The sequence below is a fragment of the Nonomuraea fuscirosea genome, from assembly GCF_035917475.1.
GTDB lineage: Bacteria > Actinomycetota > Actinomycetes > Streptosporangiales > Streptosporangiaceae > Nonomuraea > Nonomuraea fuscirosea.
In genome coordinates, this window is the sequence record NZ_CP109074.1 from 10877335 (window position 1) to 10902470 (window position 25136).

27 protein-coding genes are annotated in these 25136 nt (G+C 71.5%); 17 read left to right on the forward strand and 10 right to left on the reverse strand.

Annotated features, from left to right (window positions below; translation table 11 throughout):
- The first annotated feature begins 25 nt into the window (after window positions 1-25).
- The 3 genes from OIE67_RS50115 (at window position 26) to OIE67_RS50125 (ending at window position 2819) form a co-directional block, all read left to right on the forward strand.
- Complete coding sequence (locus OIE67_RS50115; RefSeq protein ID WP_326633948.1) at window positions 26-937, forward strand: alpha/beta fold hydrolase; 912 nt, start codon at window positions 26-28, stop codon at window positions 935-937.
- 101 nt (window positions 938-1038) lie between these two features.
- A complete protein-coding gene (locus OIE67_RS50120) occupies window positions 1039-1467 on the forward strand; it encodes a DUF5980 family protein (RefSeq protein WP_326633950.1) in 429 nt (142 codons plus the stop codon).
- A 119-nt stretch (window positions 1468-1586) separates the two neighbouring features.
- A complete protein-coding gene (locus tag OIE67_RS50125; protein ID WP_326633952.1) occupies window positions 1587-2819 on the forward strand; it encodes a sensor histidine kinase in 1233 nt (410 codons plus the stop codon).
- A gap of 58 nt (window positions 2820-2877) precedes the next feature.
- Here OIE67_RS50125 and OIE67_RS50130 read toward each other — a convergent pair whose 3' ends face one another.
- Window positions 2878-3456 (reverse strand): TetR/AcrR family transcriptional regulator, encoded by a 579-nt coding sequence (locus OIE67_RS50130; protein ID WP_106241857.1) that lies wholly within the window; start codon window positions 3454-3456, stop codon window positions 2878-2880.
- 87 nt (window positions 3457-3543) lie between these two features.
- On the opposite strand from OIE67_RS50130, the gene OIE67_RS50135 reads away from it, so the two are divergent.
- The 4 genes from OIE67_RS50135 to OIE67_RS50150 all read left to right on the forward strand — a co-directional run bounded on the left by OIE67_RS50135 (window position 3544) and on the right by OIE67_RS50150 (window position 5950).
- Window positions 3544-4425, forward strand: a complete 882-nt coding sequence (locus tag OIE67_RS50135; RefSeq protein WP_326633956.1) for an SDR family oxidoreductase — start codon at window positions 3544-3546, stop codon at window positions 4423-4425.
- 24 nt (window positions 4426-4449) lie between these two features.
- Complete coding sequence (locus OIE67_RS50140; RefSeq protein WP_326633958.1) at window positions 4450-5121, forward strand: RNA polymerase sigma factor; 672 nt, start codon at window positions 4450-4452, stop codon at window positions 5119-5121.
- The gene (locus tag OIE67_RS50145) at window positions 5118-5339 is read left to right on the forward strand and encodes a hypothetical protein (protein ID WP_106241409.1); all 222 of its coding nucleotides are present in this window, start codon (window positions 5118-5120) and stop codon (window positions 5337-5339) included. Before OIE67_RS50140 ends, OIE67_RS50145 begins: the two co-directional genes overlap by 4 nt.
- Window positions 5340-5434: 95 nt before the next feature.
- Complete coding sequence (locus OIE67_RS50150; RefSeq protein ID WP_326633961.1) at window positions 5435-5950, forward strand: peroxiredoxin family protein; 516 nt, start codon at window positions 5435-5437, stop codon at window positions 5948-5950.
- A 28-nt stretch (window positions 5951-5978) separates the two neighbouring features.
- Here OIE67_RS50150 and OIE67_RS50155 read toward each other — a convergent pair whose 3' ends face one another.
- Window positions 5979-7733 (reverse strand): MOSC and FAD-binding oxidoreductase domain-containing protein, encoded by a 1755-nt coding sequence (locus tag OIE67_RS50155; protein ID WP_326633963.1) that lies wholly within the window; start codon window positions 7731-7733, stop codon window positions 5979-5981.
- 181 nt (window positions 7734-7914) lie between these two features.
- Here OIE67_RS50155 and OIE67_RS50160 point away from each other — a divergent pair, with 181 nt between their 5' ends.
- Both OIE67_RS50160 and OIE67_RS50165 read left to right on the forward strand, forming a co-directional pair.
- A complete protein-coding gene (locus tag OIE67_RS50160; RefSeq protein ID WP_326633965.1) occupies window positions 7915-9054 on the forward strand; it encodes a molybdopterin-dependent oxidoreductase in 1140 nt (379 codons plus the stop codon).
- On the forward strand, window positions 9051-9464 hold the full coding sequence (locus OIE67_RS50165; protein ID WP_326633967.1) for a hypothetical protein: 414 nt from the start codon (window positions 9051-9053) through the stop codon (window positions 9462-9464). The genes OIE67_RS50160 and OIE67_RS50165 overlap by 4 nt, the downstream gene beginning before the upstream one ends.
- 82 nt (window positions 9465-9546) lie before the next feature.
- On the opposite strand, the gene OIE67_RS50170 is transcribed toward OIE67_RS50165, so the two are convergent.
- Entirely contained in the window at window positions 9547-10140 is a 594-nt protein-coding gene (locus OIE67_RS50170) for a TetR/AcrR family transcriptional regulator (protein WP_326633969.1), read from the reverse strand.
- A 93-nt stretch (window positions 10141-10233) separates the two neighbouring features.
- Between OIE67_RS50170 and OIE67_RS50175 the strand changes: the two genes are divergently transcribed.
- The 3 genes from OIE67_RS50175 to OIE67_RS50185 all read left to right on the forward strand — a co-directional run bounded on the left by OIE67_RS50175 (window position 10234) and on the right by OIE67_RS50185 (window position 13186).
- A complete protein-coding gene (locus tag OIE67_RS50175; RefSeq protein ID WP_326633971.1) occupies window positions 10234-11172 on the forward strand; it encodes an aldo/keto reductase in 939 nt (312 codons plus the stop codon).
- A 95-nt stretch (window positions 11173-11267) separates the two neighbouring features.
- Complete coding sequence (locus OIE67_RS50180; protein ID WP_326633973.1) at window positions 11268-12287, forward strand: NADPH:quinone reductase; 1020 nt, start codon at window positions 11268-11270, stop codon at window positions 12285-12287.
- A 152-nt stretch (window positions 12288-12439) separates the two neighbouring features.
- Window positions 12440-13186 carry a hypothetical protein gene (locus OIE67_RS50185; RefSeq protein WP_326633974.1) on the forward strand — a complete coding sequence of 249 codons (747 nt, stop codon included), beginning with the start codon at window positions 12440-12442 and terminating at the stop codon, window positions 13184-13186.
- 26 nt (window positions 13187-13212) lie between these two features.
- Here OIE67_RS50185 and OIE67_RS50190 read toward each other — a convergent pair whose 3' ends face one another.
- Genes OIE67_RS50190 through OIE67_RS50210 form a run of 5 tightly spaced genes read right to left on the reverse strand, consistent with a single transcriptional unit; the run spans window position 13213 to window position 17233 of the window.
- The gene (locus OIE67_RS50190; RefSeq protein WP_326633976.1) at window positions 13213-14475 is read right to left on the reverse strand and encodes a cytochrome P450; all 1263 of its coding nucleotides are present in this window, start codon (window positions 14473-14475) and stop codon (window positions 13213-13215) included.
- 8 nt (window positions 14476-14483) lie between these two features.
- Window positions 14484-15080 (reverse strand): GTP-binding protein, encoded by a 597-nt coding sequence (locus OIE67_RS50195; RefSeq protein WP_106241437.1) that lies wholly within the window; start codon window positions 15078-15080, stop codon window positions 14484-14486.
- On the reverse strand, window positions 15061-15417 hold the full coding sequence (locus tag OIE67_RS50200; protein WP_326633978.1) for a DUF742 domain-containing protein: 357 nt from the start codon (window positions 15415-15417) through the stop codon (window positions 15061-15063). Before OIE67_RS50200 ends, OIE67_RS50195 begins: the two co-directional genes overlap by 20 nt.
- Window positions 15417-15833 (reverse strand): roadblock/LC7 domain-containing protein, encoded by a 417-nt coding sequence (locus OIE67_RS50205; protein ID WP_326633980.1) that lies wholly within the window; start codon window positions 15831-15833, stop codon window positions 15417-15419. The genes OIE67_RS50200 and OIE67_RS50205 overlap by 1 nt, the downstream gene beginning before the upstream one ends.
- The gene (locus tag OIE67_RS50210; RefSeq protein ID WP_326633982.1) at window positions 15830-17233 is read right to left on the reverse strand and encodes an ATP-binding protein; all 1404 of its coding nucleotides are present in this window, start codon (window positions 17231-17233) and stop codon (window positions 15830-15832) included. The genes OIE67_RS50205 and OIE67_RS50210 overlap by 4 nt, the downstream gene beginning before the upstream one ends.
- A 227-nt stretch (window positions 17234-17460) precedes the next feature.
- On the opposite strand from OIE67_RS50210, the gene OIE67_RS50215 reads away from it, so the two are divergent.
- From OIE67_RS50215 to OIE67_RS50230, 4 genes are all read left to right on the forward strand, one after another.
- On the forward strand, window positions 17461-18234 hold the full coding sequence (locus OIE67_RS50215; RefSeq protein ID WP_326633985.1) for a glucose 1-dehydrogenase: 774 nt from the start codon (window positions 17461-17463) through the stop codon (window positions 18232-18234).
- A gap of 207 nt (window positions 18235-18441) precedes the next feature.
- Window positions 18442-18786, forward strand: a complete 345-nt coding sequence (locus OIE67_RS50220) for a hypothetical protein (protein WP_326633987.1) — start codon at window positions 18442-18444, stop codon at window positions 18784-18786.
- Between the two features lie 81 nt (window positions 18787-18867).
- Complete coding sequence (locus OIE67_RS50225) at window positions 18868-21045, forward strand: DUF6351 family protein (RefSeq protein ID WP_326633989.1); 2178 nt, start codon at window positions 18868-18870, stop codon at window positions 21043-21045.
- Between the two features lie 523 nt (window positions 21046-21568).
- Complete coding sequence (locus tag OIE67_RS50230; protein ID WP_106241451.1) at window positions 21569-22012, forward strand: hypothetical protein; 444 nt, start codon at window positions 21569-21571, stop codon at window positions 22010-22012.
- 199 nt (window positions 22013-22211) lie between these two features.
- On the opposite strand, the gene OIE67_RS50235 is transcribed toward OIE67_RS50230, so the two are convergent.
- Window positions 22212-22646: a MarR family winged helix-turn-helix transcriptional regulator gene (locus OIE67_RS50235; protein WP_326633993.1), complete on the reverse strand. Its 435-nt coding sequence runs from the start codon at window positions 22644-22646 to the stop codon at window positions 22212-22214.
- Between the two features lie 78 nt (window positions 22647-22724).
- Between OIE67_RS50235 and OIE67_RS50240 the strand changes: the two genes are divergently transcribed.
- Window positions 22725-23540, forward strand: coding sequence for an SDR family NAD(P)-dependent oxidoreductase (locus OIE67_RS50240; RefSeq protein WP_326633995.1), 816 nt, complete (start codon window positions 22725-22727; stop codon window positions 23538-23540).
- On the opposite strand, the gene OIE67_RS50245 is transcribed toward OIE67_RS50240, so the two are convergent.
- Window positions 23497-25083, reverse strand: a complete 1587-nt coding sequence (locus OIE67_RS50245) for a DUF1349 domain-containing protein (RefSeq protein ID WP_326633998.1) — start codon at window positions 25081-25083, stop codon at window positions 23497-23499. The two genes, OIE67_RS50240 and OIE67_RS50245, sit on opposite strands and share 44 nt — an antisense overlap.
- Window positions 25084-25136: the final 53 nt, after the last annotated feature.

The window sequence follows — 25136 nt, forward strand, 5'->3', positions numbered from 1 at the left end:
TCACTTCTCTCCCTGGAGGACTCGAATGCTCCGCAAGATCAAGCGGTCCCTTGTCGTCGCACTCTGCTGCACCGCGATCGGCGCGGGGCTCGCCGGTTGCGAGAGCGACGCGATGGACGACTGGGACCCCCTCGCCGGCACCGAGAAGGCCGACGGCGAGAAGAAGGCCGGCGCCGACCTGATCGACGGCACCCAGAAGATCAAGATCGAGGGCAAGTCGGTGAACGTGTCGTGCGCGGGCGACGCGGCCGAGGGCAAGCCTGTCGTCGTGCTGCTGCACGGGGCCGGTGACGGGGTGGACAAGCTGGCGGCGCTGCAGAAGACGCTGAGCGGCAAGAACCGGGTCTGCTCCTACGACCGGCTGGGCTCGGGGGCGAGCGACCAGCCCGACGACCCGCAGACCTTCGCGAGCAGCGGAAAGGTGCTCACCGGGGTGCTCGACCGGGTCGCCGGGGAGGCGCCGGTCGTGCTCGCGGGTCACTCGCTGGGCGGTCTGATCGCCGCCAGGTACGCCCCCGAGCACAAGGACCGGATCAAGGGCCTGGTGCTGATGGACGCCACCCCGTCCACGATGTCCGCCGACATCAGGAAGGCCATCCCGGCCTCCGCCAAGGGCCCGGCGGCCGAACTTCGCGCCCAGAACCTGGCCGTCTTCGCGGGGCAGAACCCGGAGAAGCTCGTCGTCCCGGACGGGAAGGTGCAGTCCGCCGGGGACATCCCGGTCGAGGTGATCAAGCACGGCAAGCCGTACCTCGCCGCGCTGCCCACGTACGGGCCGAAGCTGGAGAAGGCCTGGTCCGCGGGCCAGCGGGGCTGGCTCGCCCTGTCCACCAGCAGCAAGCTGACCACGGCCGAGAAGAGCGAGCACTACATCTACGTCGACCAGCCCGAGGTCGCCGTCAAGGCCATCGAGAGCGTCGCGGCGCTGGCCGGCTGACTCCGAAAGTTTCGCTCGAAAAGAGAAACTTTACAGAGATCGTCAAACGCTCAATAATTCACACGTAAGCCATCCACAGCACAAGCACCAAGGAGGCAGCCGTGAGAACGAGCAACCGAGCCGCCAAGCTCGCCATCGGCGCGACGGCCGGGCTGGTGCTGGCGCTGGCCGGCAGCACCCCCGCCTCGGCGTCGAGCTGGGAGCTGCGCGACCTCGAACAGCGGATGTGCGTCACGTCGGACTTCGGCCACCCCAATACGTACTTCGTGGCCGCGGTCGTCGGGAAGTGGTCGAAGACGGTCCACGTCGGGCTGCGGAACCTGCCGCCCGGCACGACCAGCACGGACGACGCGATCCCGCCCGGTTCCAACTACCCCAACCCTGAGAACGGCGCGACGACGATCAACGGCTGGCTGCAGATCTCGATCGCCCCGCTCCCGGTCGGCGTCTACACCCCGACGCTGGTCGCCTACAGCGGGAAGGAGACCCAGTCCGTCCCCATCACGATCACCTCGCAGACGCGCTGCTAGGAGCCTTGGGGGTGTGGCCCTTGATCGGGTCACACCCCTGACGCCGAGAGGGGCGACCGAAACCGGTGAACAACGCCGTCCGCTCCCTCACTTGACCACTTCTTTACTAGGCTCGACCAGTGATCGATACGCGGCGAGTCAAGGAGCTGTGGCGGCGGTGCGACGTCACGGCACGAGATTTCCCGGTGGCGCTGCTCCTGACCGTGGTCCCGCTCCTACCGGAGTTCCAGGGCAACGGCACCCAGATCGGCAGCCTGCCCACTCGGCCCTATGACGCGCTGGCCATCCTGGTCGTCGCCCTGGAGTGCCTGCCGCTGACCGTGCGCCGCCGGTGGCCGGTCGTCTGTGTCGCCCTGGTGTCCATCGGTTTCACCCTGGACCAGGTCTTCGCCTTCCACTCGCTGGGGGGCACCGCGTTGCCCTTCGCGCTCGTCAGCGCGGGGGCTCATCTGCGCCGGGGGCGGCGTGTCACGATGGTTCTGCTGTCGCTCGCGTACGTGGGGTTCGCGTACGCGCTCGACCTGGCCGGCGGGCAGGAGACGCCGGCCAACCACGCGCTGCTCTACCTGTCGATGGTGCTCGCCTGGGGCGTCGGCGCCTGGCTGCGCAACACCAGGGCCGTCGAGGCCGAACGCCGTCGCCACGTCGCCGAGGCCACCCGTACCGCCGAACGCACCCGCATCGCCCGCGAGCTGCACGACGTGGTGACCCACCACGTGACCGCGATCGTCGTCCAGGCCGAGGCCGCCCGCTACCTGACCGGCGCGCCAGACCGGCTCGACGAGATCCTCGGCGCCGTCACCGACACCGGCCGGCGGGCCATCACCGACCTGCGGCACATGCTCGACGTGCTCGACCCCGAGCACGACTCCGGCGCCGAGACGCCGGCGGCCGGCGACCTGCGGGCCCTGGTGGAGCAGACGCGCCAGGCCGGGCAGCCGGTGGAGTTCACCGAGGAGGGCGCGGCCGCGGAGCCGTCCGGCGGCGCGTACTTCGTGATCTACCGGGTGGTGCAGGAGTCGCTGACGAACGCCCTCAAATACGCCCACGGCGCCCCCACAGCGGTTCGCGTCCGCCATGGCGCGCAGGCGATCGAGGTGGAGGTCGCCGACGACGGCACCGGCTCGCGGTCCGGCTCGCCCGGCGGAAGCGGGCGCGGCCTGCCCGGGCTCCGCGACCGGGTCGAGGCCCTGGGCGGCGCGTTCAGCGCGGACCGGCAGACGGACGGCGGCTTCGCCGTACGGGCTCACGTCCCCACGGCGACGGAAGCGGTGGAGTCGGCGGAAGCGGACCCGGTCGCGTGCCGGGACGAACGGGCCACCAGCGTCGCCGGCGCGCACAGCCGGCGGTGATCGCCCCGTTCGGCGGCGTGGTTGCTTCCGGTCGGCGACGCCGCGTCAGGCGAGCGGGTCAGCCCAGTGCCGCGCTGGCCGCGCGCAGGTCGTCCAGGGCGGCCAGGGCGTAGCCGGCCAGGTCGTCGTCGCCGTCGCGTTCGCCCTCCGACCACTCCTGGTAGCCGCGCTTGAAGGCGAGCACGCCCAGCTCGCCCGCGAGCGCCGCGATCGGGTCGGGCACGCCGCGCGCGACCAGTGCGGTGGTCATCGCGGCCGCGAGGCTGACGGACTTGAGCGCGTCACGTTCCTGCAGCTCGCCGCTGGCGGCGATGGCCGCCTTCAGCCGGGGGGCGAACTCGCGGTTCGCCGGGCCCATCGTGCTCGACGCGCGCCGGAGACCGGCCGCGACCGCCTCCAGCGGGCTGGCGTCGGCGGGTGCCTCGGCGATCCCCTCGGCCAGCAGCCGGCTCAGCGTCTCCTGGCCGGCCACCAGCAGCTCCCGTTTGTCGGGAAAGTGGCGGAAGAAGGTGCTCTTGGTGACTCCGGCGCGCTCGGCGATCTGCGCGACCGTGGTGGCGTCGTATCCCTGCTCGGTGAACAGGTCGACGGCGGCCACGACGAGGCGTTCGCGCGCACCTGGTTCCCATCGGCCCATGTGCTCCATCGTAACGCGATGGGACCTTGGTCCCATCACCCTGCTAGAGTGATGAGACAAGAGTCCCATCACTTGCGGGAGTGTTCCATGCGCGTCTTCATCACCGGCGGCACCGGCCTGATCGGCTCCGCCGTCGTCGCCGAACTGCTCGGCCACGGCCACACCGTCCTCGCCCTCGCCCGCTCCGACGCCTCGGCGCAGGCCGCCAAGGAGGCGGGCGCCGAGCCGCTGCGGGGAGGTCTCGCCGATCTGGACGTCCTGCGCGCCGGCGCCGGCCAGGCCGACGGCGTGATCCACCTGGCCTTCGCCAACGACTTCAGCAGCGCCGACGCCCTCACGCGGGCGGTCGCCGAGGAGAGCGCCGCCCTCACCACCCTCGGGGAGGAACTCGCCGGCAGCGACCGTCCCTTCGTCGTAGCCTCGGGCACGCCGCACGTGCCGGGCCGTGCGTCCACCGAGACCGACTCCGTGTGGACCGAAGGACCGGTCGGCGGTCGCGGTCGCGCGGTCATGGCGGTCCTGGGCCTGGCCGGGCGCGGAGTCCGCAGCACGGCCGTACGCTTGCCGCGTACGGTGCACAACCAGGGCACGGGCGGATTCGCCGGCCTGCTCACCGGCATCGCCCGCCAGAGCGGAGTGTCCGGCTACCCGGGCGACGGCACCCAGCGCTGGCCGGCCGTGCACGCGCTCGACGCGGCGGTCCTGTTCCGGCTCGCCCTGGAGACGGCGCCGGCCGGCACGGCCTGGCACGCCGTGGCCGACGAGGGCGACCAGGTACGTGACATCGCCGCGGTCATCGGCCGCCGGCTGGGCCTGCCGGTCGAGTCGGTGCCGCCGGAGACCTACGGCCCGCTCGGCTCGATCTTCGCCGCCGACCAGCCCTCGTCCAGCGCCCACACCCGGCAGGCGCTCGGCTGGGAGCCGAAGCACCCGAGCCTGCTCGCGGACCTGGAGAACGTTCAGCCCTGAGGGCCGGGCCGTTACCATGGCAGCGTGGCGACGGCACACGACCGGACAGGCGAGAGCACGACCGGCCCCGTCTCGCTCGATCCCGAGTCGGCCGGGTGGCTGCGCGCGCTGCGCGGCTCGGAGCCGGATCGGCGGGCGGCCGTCGAGCGGCTGCACGCGCTGCTCCTGCGCATCGGCAGAAGCGAGGTGCGCAGGCGGAGCGCACGGTTCGGCGTCACCGGCCCCGAGCTCGACGACCTCGCCCACCAGGCCGCGGCCGACGCGCTGCTGGCCATCATCGACAAGGTCGGCGACTTCCGCGGTGAGAGCCGGTTCACGACCTGGGCCTACAAGTTCGTCATTCTGGAGGTGTCGGCGAAGGTCAGCCGGCATTTCTGGCGCAATCCCCGTGTGCCACTCGAAACCGACGACTGGGAGCGGTTGCCCGACCGGTTCGGGCTCGACCCGGCCGCCGAGTCCGAATGGCGCGATCTGGTGGTCGCGCTGCGCCGGGCCGTCGAGGAGAAGCTGACCGAACGGCAACGCCGCATCTTCGTCGCGCTGGTGCTCACCGGGGTTCCGCCGGACGCCCTGGCCGCCGAGCTCGGCACCAACCGGAACGCGATCTACAAGACGATGTTCGACGCCAGGCGTAAGCTCCGGGCCGCGCTCGCCGCGGACGGTCTCATGGACGACGGCATGGTGAGGCGATCGTGAACGGCTGGGCTGAGCTGGACCGCTTCCTGCGGACCGACCCGCGTGACGTGGGCTGCGCGCAGGCGATGGAACTGCTCCACGTCTACGTCGAGCTGGTGGCGCAGGACACCGGGGCCGAACGGCGCCACCCCGGCATCGCCGCCCACCTGCGCGCGTGCGGCCCGTGCTCGGACGACTTCGAGGGCCTGCTGGCCGCGGTCACCGGTCAGGACGACTGAGCCGACCGCCATGTCGCCGGCGTCCGGTCGGCGGCATCGCTGTGATGAGCGTCACACAGGGGTAAGACTTCGCCGGTGGCCGCCGCCAACCGGGTATGACCGATTCAGTCAACGGCAAGGCCGCTCCGGCGAGCCTGCTGCACCCAGGTGACGCATTTCCGGCACTCACGCTGTCGCTGCCCGGCGGCGACGAACTCCGGCTGCCCGACGCCCTCGCCGGCGGCTTCGGCGTGGTGCTCTTCTACCGGGGCTCGTGGTGCCCGTACTGCAACGCCCAGCTGCGCGCGTTCCAGCGGTCGCTGGACAAGCTCGCCGAGCTGGACGTCAAGGTGGTCGCGGTCTCGGTCGACGACGAAGCCACCACCAAGGAGCTGGTCGCCAAGCACGGCCTGACGTTCCCGGTGGGCCACAGCGCCGACGCGGCCGCGTTCGCGGCGGCGACGGGCGCGTTCGTGCACACCGATCCCGTCTACCTGGATTCGACCGGCTTCGTGCTCGGCCCTGACGGCAGGGTCATCGTCAGCGTGTACTCCAGCGGGGCCATCGGCCGCCTCGTCCCCGAGGACGTCGCCGGCATGATCCGTTACATCCGCGAGCACGCGGCGGGCTGATCCGCCGCCGTACCTCAGCGTCACTGCGTCAGAGGTCGAGCACCAGGTCGTGGCGCGGCCTGGCGCAGCAGATGAGGACTTCGCCGGCGGGCGGTGGCTCCAGCGGGTCGGGGGCGTATTCCACGTCCCCGGCCAGGAGTTGCGTCGTGCAGGTGTGGCAGACCCCCGTACGGCAGGACCAGCGGGTCGGCACGTCGCAGGCGTCCGCGAGATCGAGCACGGAACGGTGGCGCGGTGACCAGCGGACCGACAGGCCGCTGCGGGCGAAGGTGATCAGCGGCTCGGTGCCCGGCTCACCCGGCGGCTGGTGCGGCGCCACCGCCGGCCTGGCCGTGAGGCCCGGGTTGATCGCGGCGAGCGCGCCGAACAGCTCGGTGTGGATGCGGTCGTCCGCCAGGCCGATCGTGGTGAGCGTCGTGCGCATGGCGGCCATGAACGGGGCGGGACCGCACAGGTAGGCGGTGGCGTCGGCGGGCAGCCCGAGCGCCGCCATGCTCTCCAGCGTGGGACGTCCCCGATGAACCTCGGCCCGCACCCCGTCCCCATCGTCGGTCGCGTCGTTCTGCGCCGTGTAGAAGACGTGTTCGTGGGCTTCGGGCAGGCCGTGCAGCAGGGCGTGGGCCTCGCGGGCGAAGAGGTGCTCGCCGCGGTTGCGTGCCGCGTGGATCCACCAGACCGGCCGCGCGGTGTGCTCGGCGGCCAGGCGGTGCAGCATCGCCATGACCGGGGTCGCGCCGACGCCGGCCGAGACGAGGACCACCGGCCCGGCTTCGGGGACGAGGACGAAGTCGCCGCGCGGAGCCGCCACCTCCAGCACCGCGCCGACCCGCAGGCCGGTGTGCAGGTAACGGCTGACCAGGCCGAACTCCTCCCGTTTCACGCTCACCCGGTACGCGGCCGCACCGGGCGCGGAGGAGAGGGAGTAACTGCGTACCGGCGGCGGATCGCCTGCCCCGCCGACCCTGAGCGTGAGGTACTGCCCGGCCTCGGCGGCGGGCAGCGCGCCTCCGTCGTCCGCTGCGAGCTCGACGGAGAGCACGGACGGGGTCTCGTGCACGAGCCCGGTGACCCGCAGCGGCCGGAACCCCGGCCACGCCTCGGCCCGCGCCCCGACTCCAGCGCCGGCCCCAGCAGCGGTCCCGGCGGCGGTCATGTCGCGAAACGACTGCTGCCAGCCCGGGCTGAGCGCCGGGACGGCGAGTGCTCTGCGAAGGTGGTCCGGGTCGCGACCCGGCAGGTAGAGCAGCGCGTCGATGTCGGCCACGCTGAGCGCCCCGGGCCCGGTCCGTGTCTTGACGATGTCGTCCCCCGCCCGCACCACACCCTCCGTGATGACGCGCAGGTAGAAGCCCGGCCGATGATGGGAGACGAGCAGGGCGGGCAGTTCCGGCTCGCCGAGTCGCATGCCGACCCGGTAACAGGTGACCCGCGGCTGGGTGACCTCGAACTCCGCCTCCCCGATGCGGTAGCGGTCGCCGACGCACACCTCGTCGTCGGGCAGCCCGTCGACGGTGAAGTTCTCCCCGAACTGGCCGTACTCGAAGTCGGAGCGGCCGAAGTGCTCCTGCCAGTGGGCGTAGGACTGGATCTGGTAGACGAGCACGGCCCGCTGCTCGCCGCCGTGCCCCTGGAGATCGCCCTGGCCGTCGCCGTCGATGTTGAGCCGCCGGACCAGGCGCGGGCCGGTGACGGGATGTTTCCACACGCCCGTGTGCACGGTCTTGCCCTGCCAGGACACGTCCTTCGGCATCCCGACGTTCACCGACAAGAGCTTCGCCGTCATGATCCTCGTTGTGGTGTCGTCCACCCCACGTGGCCGTTCACCTCCACACTAACCAGCGGCCGCCCGGCGACCGCGACCGCCACGCTGGACCGGCGGCGGCCCCGGACGCACTTCTTACGGACCGCGGACGGTACCGGCCGGGACGGCCACCGGAGCGCCCGGCGGTGTCAGGCTTCGAGACATGAGCAGGCGCTTGACAAGCATCGCGGTGACCTTCGGCCGGTCGTTGCCCGGCAGGTTCACCAGCCGGCTGCGCTCGGAACGGGTGGCGGCCAAGCTGGGGATGTGGCTGGGGATCAGCTTCACCGTCGCCTTCGCGACCGGCCTCTTCAGCCACTTCACCCAGCATCCGCCCGCGTGGCTGCTGTGGCCGTCGCGGCCGGTCAACCTCTACCGGGTGACGCAGGGTCTGCACGTCATCGGCGGCATCGCCACGGTCCCGCTGCTGCTGGCCAAGTTGTGGACGGTCTACCCGAAGCTGTGGCAGTGGCCGCCGTTCCGCTCCGCGGGACACGCGGCCGAGCGGCTGTTCGTGCTGCTGCTGGTCGCGGGCGCGCTGTTCCAGCTCGTCACGGGGCTGCTGAACATCGCTTACACCTACCCGTGGCCGTTCGGGTTCGTCCAGGCGCACTACTGGACCGCCTTCATCGTCTACGGCGCGCTCGTCGTTCACGCCGTCAACGAGTGGTCCAAGGTGCGGCGGCATCTGTGGGTACGCGTGGAGGACCCGGACCGGCGCCGTTTCCTGGGCACGGTCGCCGCCGCGTGCGGCGTGGCGGCGCTGGTCACGGTGGGCGAGGCGGTCACGCCGCTGAAGGGGCTGGCGGTGCTGGCCCCGCGCGATCCGGACGCGGGGCCGCAGGGCGTGCCGGTCAACCGGTCGGCCGTGGCGGCGGGGGTGACGGTGGCGCCGGGCGATCCGGCGTACCGGCTGGTGGTGACGGGAGCCGTGCGGACGGAGCTGTCGCTCGCCTACGCCGACCTCGCCGCCCTGCCCCAGCACACGGTACGGCTGCCGATCGCCTGCGTGGAGGGCTGGAGCGTGGAGTGCGAGTGGACGGGCGTACGCCTGCGTGACCTGATCACCCGGGCGGGCGCCGCGCCGGACGCGTTCCTGACGGTCGAGTCCCTCGAACGCAGCGGCTACTACCGCACCAGCGAGGTACGCCCCCCGCACTGGAACGACCCGCTGACCCTCCTGGCACTCAAGCTGAACGGCCGCACGCTGGACGCCGACCACGGCTACCCGGTGCGGCTGATCGCGCCCAACCGGCCCGGCGTCATGCAGACCAAGTGGATCGGCACGGTGAGGGTCGCATGAGGTGGGTCCTGTACGCGGCCGGCGCCGCCCTGGTGGGCCTGGGCTTCACCGGATTGTTCCTGGACAGCGCCCCGATCGGCTGGGCCCTGTGGTTCGGCGGCGTCGCGGTGGCGCATGACGGGATCCTGGCTCCCGTGGTCCTGCTGATCGGCCTGGCCCTGCGCCGGACGGGCCGGGCGGCGCGGGCCGCCGCGATCGTGGCCGGCACGGTGACGCTCGCGACCCTGCCGACCGTGCTGGCGCTGGGCCGGAGGGCCGACAACCCGTCGATCCTCCCCCTCGACTACGTCCGCAACCTGCTGCTCCTCCTGGGCCTGCTCGCTCTCGCCGCACTGGCTCCCCGGCTGTGGAACGCGGTGCGGCCCAAGAGCGGGGGCCGTACGCCCGAGCCGTCCGATCCGGATCGCTGACGCCGTCCGCTCCCTTCCGGCGCGAGACCCCACCGGCGACGACGTCGCGCGTACCGCGATGCCGATCGGCCGTGGGGAGGGGTCAGCGGGCCGGCTGGGGATGCAGGGCGTCCACGAGGAGGTCGAGCAGCCGGCCGATCTGCCCGGGCGTGTCGAGGGCCGCCGTGGCCAGGAAGATCCCGAGGATCATCATGGTGACCTGCTCGGGGTCGACGTCCGCGCGCAGCGCGCCCGTGGCGGCGCCCGCGTCGAGGAACGCCGTGATGGCGGCGGTGATGCGTTCCCTGGTGGTGGCGGTCGGGATGCGGCCCGCGGCCTGCCCGGCCCGCAGCGCGTCGGCCATGCCGTGCTTCATCACCGCGAACGCCGCGTACCGCTCCATCCAGGCGCGTAGTGCGACCTGCGGCGGGAGTCGTTCGAGCAGGTCGGGGACGCACGCGCTGAGCTCGTCGAGCTCGGCCGCGTAGACCGCCTCCACGAGCGCCTCGCGGGTGGGGAAGTGGCGGTAGAGGGTGCCGATCCCGACCCCCGCCTCGCGGGCGATGTTCTCCAGCGGAACGGTGTCGTCGGACGCCGCGAACGCGGAGCGGGCGACGGCGACCAGCTTGTCGCGGTTGCGCTGGGCGTGGGCGCGCAGCGGGCGCTGGGGTCCGGGCGTCGGTTCGAGCGCGGCCAAAGTGGAGGAACCTCCGGTATTGCCCTATAGTCGGGGAAAGATAACGGAGGATCCTCCGCTATCTCCGACATCCTACTTCGGGACGGGATACCCATGCCTTCGACCAGTTCTCCCGGCGAGACGGACACCGCGCCGCGGCCCGGCGGCGCCGCTCCGTTCGCCGGCCGTACCGTGTCGCGCATCGGCTACGGCGCCCTGCAGCTCGATCGCCTGCGCGGCGACCGTGCCACGGCCCTGGCGCTCGTCCGCCGGGCGATCGAGCGCGGCGTCGACCACATCGACACCGCGCAGTTCTACGGCGACGGCTACGCCAACGAGATCCTCCGTGACGCCGTCGGGCCGGGGGACGACGTCATGATCGTCAGCAAGGTCGGCGCCACCGCCAACCCCGGCGGCCCGATCCCGCTGCGGCTGGCCCAGCGGCCGGAAGAGCTCCGCGCCGGCGTCGAGGATAACCTCGCCACCCTCGGCGTGGACCACATCCCCGTGGTGAACCTGCGCCGCTCGGACTCCGGCCCAGGGCTGCCGCCCGAGGGCGATCAGGTGGTCGACCTCGACGACCAGCTCGCCGAGATGACCGCGATGCGCGACGAGGGCAAGATCGGCGGCATCGGGCTGAGCGGCGTCGGCCTCGACGGGCTGCGCCGGGCCGTTCCCGCCGGAATCGTCTGCGTGCAGAACGCCTACAGCCTCGTCTGTCGCGACGACGAGGACCTGCTGCGGCTGTGCGCGGCCGAGGGCATCGCCTGGGTGCCGTTCTTCCCGCTCGGCGGGAACGTCTTCCCCGGCATGCCCAAGGTCACCGACGCGCCGGCCGTCCGCGCCGTGGCCGAGTCGCTCGGCGTCACGCCCTCCCAGGTCGGCCTCGCCTGGCTGCTGCACCACGCCCCGAACGTGCTGCTCATCCCCGGCACCGGCGACCCCGCCCACCTGGAGGCCAACCTCGCGGTCGGCGACATCACCCTGGACGCCGCCGCCCTGGCCGCCCTCGACGCCGTCGAATCCCGTTCCAGCCAGGTTTCGCTCGGCTGATCGGAGCAGGGCGGGTAAGACATAGGCACCGGACGATCACCGTGCCCGAGGGGCGCGCACCGATCACGAGACCGAGGACGAGGACGAGACATCATATGAAGGCCATCATCTACCGCGACCACGGCGACGCCGACGTTCTGCAGCTCGTCGAGCGTGACGTGCCCGAGCCCGGCCCCGGCGAGGTACGCGTCCGGGTCGCCGTGTCCGGGGTCAACCCGACCGACTGGAAGAGCCGCTCCGGCGCCACCAGCAGGAAGAGCTTCCCCGAGGTCACCCCGCACCTCGACGGCGCCGGCGTGATCGACGCCGTCGGCGAGGGGGTCGACCGGAGCCGGGTCGGCCAGCGGGTCTGGCTGTACATGGCCACCGTCGGCCGGCCCGTCGGCACCGCCGCCGAGTTCACCGTCGTGTCCGCCGAGCAGGCGGTGCCGCTGCCCGACGCGGCCGGGTTCGACGTCGGCGCCGCACTCGGCGTCCCCGCCCTCACCGCGCACCGCGCGCTCACCGTCGCCGAGGACGGGCCGCGCCGGCTGGGTCCTGGCGCGCTCGACGGCAAGGTCGTGCTCGCCGCGGGCGGGGCCGGGGCGGTCGGGCACGCGGCGATCCAGCTCGCCCGGTGGGCCGGCGCCACCGTGATCAGCACGATCAGCGGCCCGGAGAAGGCCCGGCTGGCCACCGCCGCCGGCGCCCACCACGTGATCAACTACCGCGAGGGCGACGTGGCCGCCCGGATCCGGGAGATCGCCCCGGACGGCGTCGACATCGTCGCCGAGGTGGCGCTCGGGGCGAACCTCGCCCTGGACCTGGCTGTCCTGGCCACCCGCGGCACGATCGCGACGTACGCCAACGACGGCGACAAGCCGGTCAACCTGGATGTGCGGCAGAACATGACGCTGAACACGCGCTACCAGTTCCTGGTGCTCTACACGGTCGGCACGCAGGCGCTCACCGCGGCCGCCGAGGACGTCGCCGCCGCCGTCCGCGACGGCGTCCTGCCGGTCGGCGAGGACCACGGCCTGCCGCTGGTCCGCTTCCCCCTCGACCGCACCGCCGACGCCCACCGCGCGGTGGAGGCCGGCACGGTCGGCAAGGTCCTGGTGGACATCACCCCGTGACGGCCTCGCGATCGTCATGACGGGGGACCTGCTACGGTGCTCCTCCACGAGCTGGAGATCGTCCGGTCGGCTCACCGCCAGAAGGAGAGACCCTGCGACGAGACGGACCGAGGCGGTCCCTTCCGATCATCGCGCTGGCGCTGGGCCTGCTCATGCCCAGCGGCTGCGCCATCGACAAGGGCACCGCACTCGCCGCCGGCTTCGACGCGGACTGGGCCGGAACGCCGGACGTCACGACGATCGACACGACGGAGAACAACACGCTGCCCTTCGCCGGCTCGGCCGCCGGCACCCTGACCCTCAGGGACGGCACGCCGGCCGACCGGGTGAGCGCGCTGGCGAACGACCTGAGGCGGTACGTCACCGAGCACGGGAACGTCACCGGCCGGATCGCGGCGGGCACCGTCACCTTCACCGTCGTCGCAGACCGCCGCCGCGCCGACGAGGCACTGGCGCTGTGGCGGTCACTGACGGCCGACCGCCGGCTGCTGAGCGGCGACCTGCACGACGCGCCCACGAAGGGGGTCGTCCGCTGGCGGGTCGAGCTCACCGCGACCGACGCCGCCGCCGCGACGACCCTGTTCGAGGACCTGCTCACCGACGGCGGGCGGCACCGGCCCCTGTCGGACGTGGTGTCGCTGAAGGTCGGCACGGGCCGCGACACCCGGCCGGGGCTCTCGGTCGGGACCGACTTCGACGGCGCCCGCCCCACCGAGGCGCTCGCCGCCTACCAGGCGGTGGCCGCCCGGTACGCCGTCGCCGCCGCCACCCTGATGCCCGATCGAGCCGCCATCGTGGTCGCGAAGCAGGCGGACCTGGCCCGCGCCCGCGAACTGGCCGAGAAGGCGGCCCCCACCCTCGGGACCGCGCTCAAGGTCACCACCACGGGCGCCCCCTGATCCCCGGCCGGCCCGGTGAGACGGGGTCAGATGCGGTAGCCGGGGGTGAACTCGACCGGTAGTGACTCCAGGCTGCGCATCTGGATGGACGAGCGCCACTCCAGCGACGACTGCGGCACCGCGAGCACCACGTCGGGCAGCCGGTCGAGCAGGGTCTCCACCGCGATGTGCGCGATGATCTCGGCGATCTCCGGCGCGGGATGCGGGCAGCCGTGCGCGCCGTAGCCGAACGACATGTGCGCGTGGTTGCCCACGGAGCCCTCGTGGAAGTCGGGGCGCACCTTCGGGTCGAGGTTGGCCGCGGCCAGGCCGGAGACGAGCAGGTCGCCGGCCTTGATGCGGCGGCCCCCGACCTGGGTGTCCATGATCGGCCAGCGGCCGATGGCGATCTGGCCCGGGGCCTCCTTCCACAGCACCTCGTTCAGCGCCTGGCCGACGCTGCGCCGGCCGCCCGACAGGGTCATGGCGAACCGGTCGTCGGTCAGCATGAGCTGCAGGGTGTTGCCGATCCAGGTGGCCGTCGGGTCGTGGCCCGCGGTCATGGTCAGCAGCAGGTCCTGGATGAGCTCCTCGTCGGTGAGGTTCGCGGGGTGGGCGAGCAGCCGGGAGGGCAGGTCGGGGCCGGGTTCGCGGCGCTTGAGTTCGAGCAGGCCGGTCATGATGGCCTGGACCCGGCCGTAGGCCTCCATGGCGGCCGGGCCGCCGTTCAGCGTGGTGGCGACCTCGCCGACCAGGGCGCGGGTGTCGGCGTCCGGCAGGCCCAGCATCGAGCCGAGCACGAGCAGCGGGATCGGGTTGGCGTACTGCGCCATCAGGTCGGCCCGGCCCGAGCCGATGAACGTGTTGATCAGCCCCTCGGTGACCCGCTCGCAGTTGGCGCGCAGCTCGAACTGGTCGGCCGCGGCCAGCGCCTCGCTGACCGCGCCGGCCCGGCGTTCGTGGGCCTCGCCGATCTCGAACAACATCGACGGCTGGTAGCCGACGTACGCCATGAGCGGCCAGTCGGGCGGGATGTTGTCCCACTGGTTCCAGTAGCGGGAGTCACGGACGAACAGCTTCGGGTTGCTGAGCACGTAACGCAGTTCGCGGTAGCCGAGCACCAGCCAGCCGGGGACGTCGCCCTCCAGCAGGATCGGCACCACGGGCCCGTGCCGGCGCATCTCGTCGAAGGCGGCGGCGGGGTTCTGGTGGTAGGCCCGGCCGTACATGGGGAACGCGCCTTCGAAGGCGTTCTGGTCGGGTCCTTCCGCTGGGTTGGCGAACCAGGAGGATTGCGTGAAGTCAGTCATGAGGTCACCTACCGGGCGGAGGACAGAGCGTAGAGATGGTTGACGAGGGTGATCAGCACGGCCTTGCTGGAGTCCCGCTGCCGCGCGTCGCACGAGACCAGCGGCACGTCAGGGGAGAGGTCGAGCGCCTCGCGGATCTGGTCGAGGGTGTGCGTGGTCTCGCCGAACCGGTTGTGGGCCACGACGAACGGCATGCGGTGGTGTTCCAGCCGGTCGATGGCGTACCACGAGTCGGCCAGGCGCCGCGTGTCCACCATGACCACGGCGCCGAGCGTGCCGGTGAACAGGCGGTCCCACAGGAACCAGAAGCGTTCCTGGCCGGGCGCGCCGAAGAGGTAGAGCACCATCTCCGGGTTCAGGCTGATCCGGCCGAAGTCGAACGCGACCGTGGTGGTGGACTTCCACTCCACGCCGCGCGGGTCGTCGATGTCCTGGCCGGCCCGGGTCAGGGTCTCCTCGGTGCTCAGCGGGCGGATCTCGCTGACCGACCTGACCATGGTGGTCTTCCCCACGCCGAACCCGCCGACGATGACGATCTTGAGTCCGGTGGTCGCGGAGCTCGCCAGGGGAGTTCGCGCGGCCGCTTCAGAGATTTTCGAGTCCAACGAGCACCTGTCTGAGAACGTCGGGGTCGGGCAGACGCGACTCGGCCGGCGCCGGACGCGGGTTCCTCGCGGTGATGCGTCCCGTGTCGAGCAGGTCGCAGAGCAGGATGCGCACCACGCTGACCGGCAGCCGCAGCTCGGACGCGATCTCCACGACCGCCGTCGGACTCGTGCACATCCGCAGGATCCGGACATGCTCGGACTGCATGCCTGGAGTGGGGTCGCACTCGCTCACGATGAGCGTGACCAGGTCGAGGCCGTCGTCGGCCACGTTGCTGCGCCCGCCGGTCACCATGTAGAGGCGGTCCGGGTTCTCGTCCTCCAGGCGCGGGGCCATCAGTGCCGGCTGCTCGTCTGTGGCGCACGAGGTGGCGCGGTCAGGTGTTCGCCGATCTGCTCCACCAGTTCGTTCATGTTGTGACCGATGACGCCGGGGTCGGCCTCGTCACCGGCCACCACGGCGAGGTGCGCGCCCTCTCCGGCCTCCACGATGAACAGTAAGCCGCCGTGGAACTCGGTCATCGACTGGCGCAGGCCGCCGGTGCCGTCGCCGAACTCGATCGAGGCGCCGTACGACAGGCTCTGGATCCCTGAGGCGATCGCGGCGAGCTGGTCGGCGCGGTCCACGGACAGCGCGGCGGTGTGGGAGAGTCGCAGGCCGTCTCTCGACAGCACCACGGCGTACCTGGCTTGCGGAGTCCTCTCCAGGAGGTTCTCGAGCAGCCAGGCGAGTTCCTGGTCCGATGTTCTCATCGAGTCTCTTCCTCACCCATCTGTCGTGCTTCGCTCGCCTGACTCTGTCGTGCCTTGCCGGCCTGGTGGAAGGCGCTGAACTTGTTGCCGGCGTCCGACGGGGCCCGCCGCGGTTCCTGTGCGGGGGCCGGACGGGACGGCGTCTGCGCGGACGAGGCGGCCGCGAACGTCTGTCCCCGACGGCGGCGCGGCAGGCCGTGCAACTCCCCGTCCGGCTCGGGGGACACCTGCGCGGGGATCTCCTGCCTGGCCTGGGCCTGCTTGACCTGGGCCGGCTTGGCGGGTTGCGCCGGCACCGGCTGCGGGGCCGGCACGTTCTGGCTGATGAGCTGCTGCGGGATCATCACCACCAGCCCGGTGCCGCCGCGGGAGGACGGGCGGAAGGAGACGGTGAGCCCGTGCTTGCGGGCCAGGCAGCCGACGACCGCGAGGCCGAGCCGGGAGCCGGACAGCGTGGTGAAGTCCAGCGGTTCGGCCGAGACGGCCCGCTCCGCCCTGGCCAGCGCGGACGGGCTCATCACCAGGCCGCAGTCCTCGATCGTGATCACGACGCCCGCGGTGACCTCCTCCACGTAGACGTGGACCTCTTCGGTCGGCGGGGAGAAGCTGGTGGCGTTGTCCATCAGCTCGGCCAGGGCGTGCATGACGCCCTCGGCGGCGTGCCCCGCGATGGCGAACGTGCTGGTGGAGTGGACCCGGACCCGCTGGTAGGCGCTGATCCGGCCGATCGCGCCGCGCAGGATGCTCTCCATCACGATCGGCTTGGTCCAGCGCCGTCCCGAGCGCGCCCCGGTCAGGACGGCGATGCTGTCGGCGAGCCGCCCCGCCTGGGCGGTCGTGTGGTCCAGCTTGAGCAGGTCGCCGAGCGTGATCTGGTCGTGCCGGTCCTCCATCTCGCGCAGGTCGGCCAGCATGCTCGTGGCCAGGGCCTGCACCCGGCCGGCGGCGCTGGCGCAGGCGGAGGTCGTGGCGGCGCGGACGCGCCCCTCCCTGCTCACCTCGCTGACGAACGAGCGCAGGATCTGCTGCTGCGCCTTGTTCGCGGGACGGGGGAGCTTGGCGAGGACGGACTCGGCCGACATCCCCGTGCGGATGAGCTGCACCGTCTCGGGGAGCGTCTCGGCGGCGAGCCTGGTGAGTTCGGCGTCGCCGACCGCGATCCGGCCTCTGAGCTGCTGGATCTGACGTCTGTTCGAGGCCGCGAACGTGATCGCGGCGCAGACCAGGACGGCCGCGACGCCGAGGGCCCAGGCCAGGTGGCCGCGCGAGGAGTCCGGGGCGGTGAGGACCGCCGTCAGCGACGCGGCCCCCGTGACGGCGGCCGTGACCGCCAGGACGACCAGGGGATCACCCAGCCGCGGATGTGCCGCGCGATGGCGAGTACGTACCGATGCTGACATCTTGAGTTCCTCGTCGGCGAGTGGATCACGGTCACCGCGAACCCGACGGGGCCGAACGCGTAGCGACGACCGGTTCCCGACCTCCATGATCGCGGGGCGAGTGACACCGGATCTTACGACATTTCACTCCATGTGGTCATCTGGTTGCCTACATTCTCGACATATTGATCAGCTCGAAGTACGGTGCCCCTTTCTGTCCTTAGGAACAATCTTGGAGTCGCTCGCAAATGGCAGGTTCTCTCCTTGACGGCAGAGCGGCACTGATCACGGGCGCGGCGTCGGGCATCGGCGCCGCGACGGCGCTGGTGTTCGCCCGCCACGGGGCCAAGGTCGTGGTCGCCGACATCAACGAGGAAGGCGGCCGGCGTACGGTCGCCGAGGTCGAGGCGATCGGCGGCGAGGCCGCCTTCGTCCGGGCGGACGTACGGCGCTCCGGCGAGGTCAGGGACATGGTGGCCTTCACCGTGGAGCGGTTCGGCCGCCTGGACTGCGCGGTCAACAACGCCGGCGTGGACACGGCGGGCGACGGCCGTTTCCACGAGGTGAGCGAAGAGTCCTTCGACGCCTCGTTCGAGGTCAATCTCAAGGGCGTCTGGTGGTGCATGAAGCACGAGCTGGCCCAGATGGTGGCGCAGGGTTCGGGCTCCATCGTGAACGTGGCCTCGGTGGCCGGGCTGGTGGGCATCGAGGCGCCGTTCGTGTCGCCGTACATCGCGGCCAAGCACGGCGTCGTCGGGCTGACCAAGGCGGCCGCTCTGGAGTACGCCACCTCGGGCATCAGGGTGAACGCCGTGTGCCCCGGCGCGGTGCGGACGCAGATGGTGGACGACCTCATCGAGCAGGGCATCATGACGCTGGAGCAGACGGCGGCCTACCACCCGGTCGGCCGCTACGCGAACCCGCCGGAGATCGGCGAGGCGATCGCCTGGCTCAGCTCCGACGCCGCCTCGTTCGTCACCGGGCTGCCGATGGCGGTGGACGGGGCCATGACGGCCCGCTGACGAAAAGTCGCCGGGGCGGTGATTTCTCTTTCACCGCCCCGTCGGCACCGGAGAATCTCCTTATGTGGACAATTCCCGAATAACAACCTGAAAAGGGATCCTGGGCGCGTTTTCCGGCGAAGAGCGTCAGTCGTGAGGTGAGGCCCCAGGGGGATGCCGCGACGGCGATACCGCTAGGGTGACCGCGATCATCGGGAAAGGATCACTATGTTGCGCACCGTCCGACGTTCCGTGCTCACCAGCGCGTTCGCGATGGGGGTCGCCCTGGCCGCCATCGGGTTCGCCCCCTCCTCGGCCTCGGCGACGCCGCCGTACGCGCTCGTCAAGTTCACCTTCAACTGTTCGCGCGTGGGCGCGGTGACGGTCACCGTCAAGGGGCCGGGCATCGCGGGCTCCGCCCGCAAGGTGACCGGCACGAGCTACTTCCGTGGCCGGCCCGGCGTCTTCAAGGTGGAGCGCCTGGCCAACGGCCGGATCGCGCCGAAGAAGAAGTCCATCAAGATCGGGAAGTTCTCCACCCGCCGGATCTCGGTCTGCTCCAGTAAGTGGTGATCCCTGGGCGGATCGGCTCTGGCTTGTAGATCGTTTTTGACGTACAAACCCCCTATGAGATCGTTTGTGCGTCGTACGCGCTTGCTGTCCGTTACCGGAGTGGTCGCGGTGGTCCTCGCCTCTTCCACGGCGATCGCCGGCCCGTCCGCGGCGGCCACGAACGGCGCCTTACCGGCGACGGCGGCAGGCGCTGTCGCGCATGGCGGCGGCCTGACCTTCACCGTGCTGTCGTCCCGCCCGCAGGTCGTTTCCGCGCACGACGCTCTCATCCGCCTGGAGCTCCCGGCGGGAGTGCCCGTGGCGAAGGTACGGGTCGAACGCGACGGCACGGACGTGACCGGGAGCCTCCGGCGGGTCGACGCGGGCCGCGCGCTCGAAGGGCTGGTCACGGGCTTGCGGGCCGGGCGCAACGTGCTCACCGCGACGGCCCCCGGCACCGGGAGGGCCCGGCTCGTCCTCGACGACCACCCGGTGACGGGGCCGGTGTTCTCGGGGCCGCACGAGCAGCCGTTCATCTGCGACACGGCCGCGTTCACCACCGTCACCGGCGACAAGCTCGGCCCGCCCACGGACGCGGACTGCTCGATCGCCACCCGGGTCGACCACGTGTACCGCACCACGGCGGGCAGGTTCGCGCCGCTGCCCGCGAACGAGACCCGCCCCGCCGACCTCGCCTGGACGACGACGAGCGCCGGGCAGCGGGTGCCGTACATCGTGCGGGTGGAGACCGGCACCGTCAACCGGGCCGTCTACGAGATGTCGATGCTGGCCGACCCCGCCGCCGAGCCGCCGGACCCGTGGCGGCGCTCGCCCGGCTGGAACGGCCGGCTGATCTACACCTTCGGCGGCGGCTGCACCGGCGGATGGTACGTCCAGGGCCGCAACACCGGCTCCGTCATGGACGACAGGATGCTCCGCCAGGGGTACGCGGTGGCGTCGTCGTCGCTCAACGTCTTCGGCAACAACTGCAACGACCTGCTGGCCGCCGAGACGACGAGCATGGTCAAGGAACGCTTCGTCGAGGCGTACGGGGCGCCGGCGTTCACGATCGGGTGGGGCTGCTCGGGCGGGTCGTACCAGACGCACCAGATCGGCGACAACTACCCCGGCCTGCTCGACGGCATCGTCTCGGGATGCAGCTTCCCCGAGGTCGGCTTCGCCACCGTGAACGCGATCACCGACGCGCGCCTGCTCGACCACTACTTCCGCGAGGTCGCGCCCGGCGCCTTCAGCCAGGAGCAGCAGCAGGCGATCTCCGGCTTCGGCCGGTGGGAGAGCATCGCGAACCTCGCCGCGGGCGGCGGCCGGATCGACCCGCGCATCTTCTGCCCGGGCCAGCTTCCCGCGGCGCTCCGCTACCACCCGGAGACCAACCCGGCCGGCGCGCGGTGCGATGTGTACGACCACACCGTGAACGTCTACGGCCGCGACCCGCACACCGGCTTCGCCCGGCGGCCTCTGGACAACACCGGTGTCCAGTACGGGCTCGGCTCGCTGCGCGACCAGACGATCACCGTCGACCAGTTCCTCGACCTCAACGAGGGGATCGGCGGCTTCGACGCCGACGCCAACCACGTGGCGGAGCGGACGCGGGCCGACCTGGCCGCGACGCGGGCGGCGTACCGGAGCGGGCGGCTGCTCAACGCGGGCGCGGGCCTGGCGAGCATGCCGATGATCGACTACCGCGCCTACACCGACGACGCGCCGGGCGGCGACATCCACATGCGCTTCCACTCCTTCGCCACCCGCGAACGCCTGCAGAAGGCGAACGGCACGTACGCCAACCAGGTCATGCTCGTCGAGGACAACCGCTACGGCGGCTTCTCGCTGTCGAGCCCCGTCCTCATGGAGGCGCTGACCCGGATGGACCAGTGGCTCACCGCCATCGCCGCCGACCACCGCCCCGGCCACCCCGGCGCCAAGGTCGTCAGGAACAAGCCCCAGGAGCTCACGGACGCCTGCTGGACCCGCGACGCCACCCCCCGCAAGATCACCGAACCCCAGGTCGCGGGCAGCGGCACCACCACCTGCAACACGCTCTACCCGGTGTGGACCTCACCGCGCCTCGTGGCGGGCAGCCCGATGGCCGGCGACATCGTCAAGTGCCGCCTCCGCCCCGTGGACCCCACCGCCTACGGCACCCCTCTGACCGCCCCCCAGCTCACCCGCCTCAAGCGCCTCTTCCCGAAGGGCGTCTGCGACTGGTCCGCGTCCGGCATCCAGCAACAACCCCTCGCCGGCACCTGGCAGTCCTTCTGACGACCCCTCGACGGGGGCGCCTCGTCCACCGGCGACAAGGCGCCCCTTCGCCTACCGCACCCGATCCGCCGGAAACCCCGTGCCTGTCGGGGCTGGCGGGCATGATGGTCAACTATGCCAGCGAGCCGCCCGCCCGATCCCCGGCCGTCCAACGCCGGGCTTCCGGACGATGCCGTTCTGACCCAGTTCGGCAACATACTCAACCCAGGATTCTGCATCTTTCCCTTCCGGAGTCAGCTCCGGATAGGAGAGAAGGGCCTGTCCCTCACGATCGGTGAGCGAAGCGTCAAGGAGATGGTTGACTTGATGTATCGCGGCCGACGGAGCGCGAGCATGCATGACGGGGTCCGGCACACGACGGCCGGCGAACTGCGAGCGGCAGGCTTCCTGATTGTCCTGGATGGGGGCAAAAGAAACCCTGACCATGTGTCTGTCTGCCTGGACGGGGATACTGATTGGACCGACGATGAGAGTGCACGTTTCAGTGAGTGTTTCGGCCAACCAGTCTGGATGGAGGACGGCGATGCGTGAGCTGGTAAGTCTCCAGTTCGGCGCGAAGCCCTGGCAGCCCTCCGAGACCTCCAGGGTCATCGCGGTGTACGACAAGCATGACCGGCCGACCTGTGGGCTCATCGACCAGCAGGGGCGCACATTCCTCTTCGACTGCATCGAGGGCCACGCCTGGGACGTCAACGTCTGGGCCTACGTCGAGGTCACCGAAGACCAGGTCGAGAAGCTGACGGCAGCCGAGGGCGCGGAGTTCGCCACGACAGTCGACCGGACCCTCAAAGGCGTGCCGCTGGTAGCGGCTCTCGCCGTGGGCGACCGCCTGGAGATGGCCCACGTCCTGGGTCCCCTGGAACCAGGATCGAACCTCTACCCCAACATCATGGAAGCCGTGCTGGCGAAGATCGAGCGCGGCACCGACGCGGCTGAGACGCTGCGCAAAGTCCAGCCTGTCAGTTGATCGCACCCGTAACGCCAAGGGCCTCGCCGAGGTGGGCCTTTCGTTGTGCGTAGGCGAACGCCCGTACCCCGCTGCGCCGCGTCGGATGAGATCACGCAGGCCGCTGCTGGCTTCTCTGGTGACCGCGCCTCCTACGTCATCGGGCCGGTTCTGCTTGTGGACGGCGGCGTGTACGCCTGATCCCGGTACGCCCGGTCCTCTAGCCGGAGATGGGTGTCGTGGGTTGGACGACGCGGCTCAGCAGGGTCATGAGCTGGCGTAGTTCGCTTTCCGACAGCACCCCCAGCGGGGTCTTCTCCAGCGTCGTCCTGAGCAGCTCGGCGCGGACCTCGCGGCCCTTGGGGGTCATGACCAGGACGCGGGAGCGGCGGTCGGACGGGTCCACGGCGCGTTCCACCAGGCCCCGTTCGGTGAGCTGGTTGGTGATGAAGGTCAGGTTGGGGGCGTTGCAGTAGAGCCGCTCGGCCATCACCTTCATGGACGGCGGCGGTTCGTCCGGGTCGATGGCCCACAACGCCTGGAACGTCGCCGGCGTCAGCCGGTGCCCGGCCAGGGCCTCCATGATCAGGGCGTTGGTGCGCATCCAGATCTCGTAGGTCGCCGTGACCACTGCGGTGAGCTCGTGCGCGGTCATGCCGCCATCCTACGACGTTTCGAGTATCGAAGTATCGTGCTAGCTTTTGCTTCGAGGCTCGAAGCAATGGAGGTTCGGATGAGAGACGACTATCGAGGCGTCACCGCGCTCGTCACCGGCGCGTCCAAGGGGCTGGGGCGGGCGTACGCGCTGGAGCTGGCCCGCCGGGGCGCGCGGGTGATCCTGCTGGCCCGCTCGGAAGCGGACCTGCGCGAGCTCGCCGCCCAGATCGACGAGGCGCAGGGCAGGCAGGACACCGAGGTGATCGTCGGCGACCTCACCGCCCAGGACGGTCCCGAACGGATCGTACGGGAGCTGCACGACCGCGGCCTGACCGTCGACCTGCTGCTCAACAACGCCGGCATGGGCAGCGCGGGCCCGTTTCTCACCCGCCCGCTCCAGCCGCAGCTGAACTCCGTCAGCCTGAACGTCAGCGGCCTGCTCGCGCTGACCCACGCGATCGGGGCCGAGCTGGTCGCCCGCGGCTCAGGCGGCATCATCAACGTGTCGTCCACCGCGGCCTTCCAGCCCCTGCCCTACCAGGCCAGCTACGCCGCGACGAAGGCGTTCGTGCTCTCCTTCAGCGAGGCGCTGGCCGAAGAGCTGCGCGGCACCGGGGTGCACGTCATGGCCGCGCACCCCGGCGCGATCGCGACCGGCTTCTTCGACGGCACCTCCGCCACGATCGACTCCCGGGTGGCCGACACGCCGGAGGGCATCGCGGCCCGTACGCTGGACGACTACGCCAGGCGGCGCGCGGTCTCCTACCCGGGCCGGGCCGTGACCAGGGCCATGACGTGGCCCGCGCGCCTGCTGCCGCGCACCGCCGTGGTGCGGCTCGCCGCCGCGCTCAACCGCCGGATGCGCCTGCACGAGACCGTCGACCTCGTCTGACCGGCTGCTCACGGTCGCCGCCGATCGGCGAACGGGCGGCGATCAGCGAGACGATCAGCGCGTACGCGCAGAGCAGGGTGAGCCCGGCCCACCACGGCAGCGGGAAATACCCGGCCGACGGCGCGTAGTGCTGCGTCACCTGCGGATACTCCACCAAAGTCTGCTTGACCGCGAACCCGGCCGCCGGCGTGAGCCGCAGCAGCCAGTCGGAGACCGTGTCGGGCAGCAGCGGGAACGCCGTGATCAGGTACGGCAGGGCGATCAGTGACACGCCGGCGACGATCGCCGTCCACCCGCGGCGCAACCGCACGCCGATCCCGTACGCGACGACGGCGCAGAGGGCGAGCACCGCCGCGAGACCGGCGACCACCCGGACGCCGGTCAGCACCGGCAGCGGCGGCAGCACGATGCCGTTCCCCTTCATGCCCGCCAGGCCGGTGGGCAGGACGACGCCGACCGCGACCAGCCCGGTGGCGAAGACGGCCCCCGCGAGGACCAGCGCCCGGATCACGACCACCCGCCGCGACACCGCCGAGCCGTGGGGGTCGGTCAGCTCGCCGGCTGTGCGGGTGCCGTAGCGGCCGGTCAGTTCGCCGGCCGTGCGGGTGCCGTAGCGGGCGGCCATGACGACCAGGATGATCAGGGCGATCGGCAGGCCGGGCAGCGTGTTGTCGACGGCCCGCGCACCGTCCTCGCTGACCGGCCCGATGTCGCCGGTGCCGCTGATCGTGATGACGCCGTCCTTCACCACGGCCCCCGACGCGTTGTGGTGCTTCTCCCAGTCGGTGTGGTTCATGGAGCCGACCGCGTCGCTGTCCCACGCCCCGGCGGCGCCGCCCTCGACGGTGACATGGTCGAAGACGCCCACCGCCTGGGTGAACCTGACCTCCTCGATCGCCCCGCCGAGTCCGGTCTCACGCAGCGTGAGGTCGCCGGGGGAGGCGGCGAAGAGGCCGACCCGCACGGTGTCCGGCAGCCCGTCGAGCGTCGCGGTCGCGACGGTGTGCCACCGGTTGCCGTCGGTGGACTCGGCACCGGTGATCACGTCGCCGGAACGCGTCAGCCGCAGCCAGCGGGGAGAGCGTGCGGAGACTCCGCCGGGGCCGCCGGCGACGTCGTTCCGGTAGTCGTGCTGGAAGCGCACGCCGTGGCGGCCGGTCATCATGAGCGCCGCGTACCGCGAGCCCTGCCGCGTGCCGTCCTTGACGATGATCCCGGCCTTCGCCCACGGCACCAGCCCGGGCACGATCCGGTCGTGTTTCGGCGGCGGGTACGTGATCGTCCCCGTCATCGAGGTCATCCGCACGGTGATCGAGCCTTCGCGGCCCAGGTCACGATGGAGGAACCAGAACGTGTCACTGACCACGGACCCGTCGGCGGCGACGGGCACGGCCGGGCAGGCGCCAGGGCAGGACGAACGGTTGTTCAGCGCGAGCAGCAGCCCCAGCGCGACGATTGTGACGGCCGCGCAGGCCAGGGCGATCAGCCGCCCCGGGCGGCGGAACGCGTTCCATTCCCGCCGGAGCAGTTCGGTGGTCGACATGCGGTCGGTTGTACGTCCGCGCGCGTAACACGGCCCGAATCGGCCCCGTCATG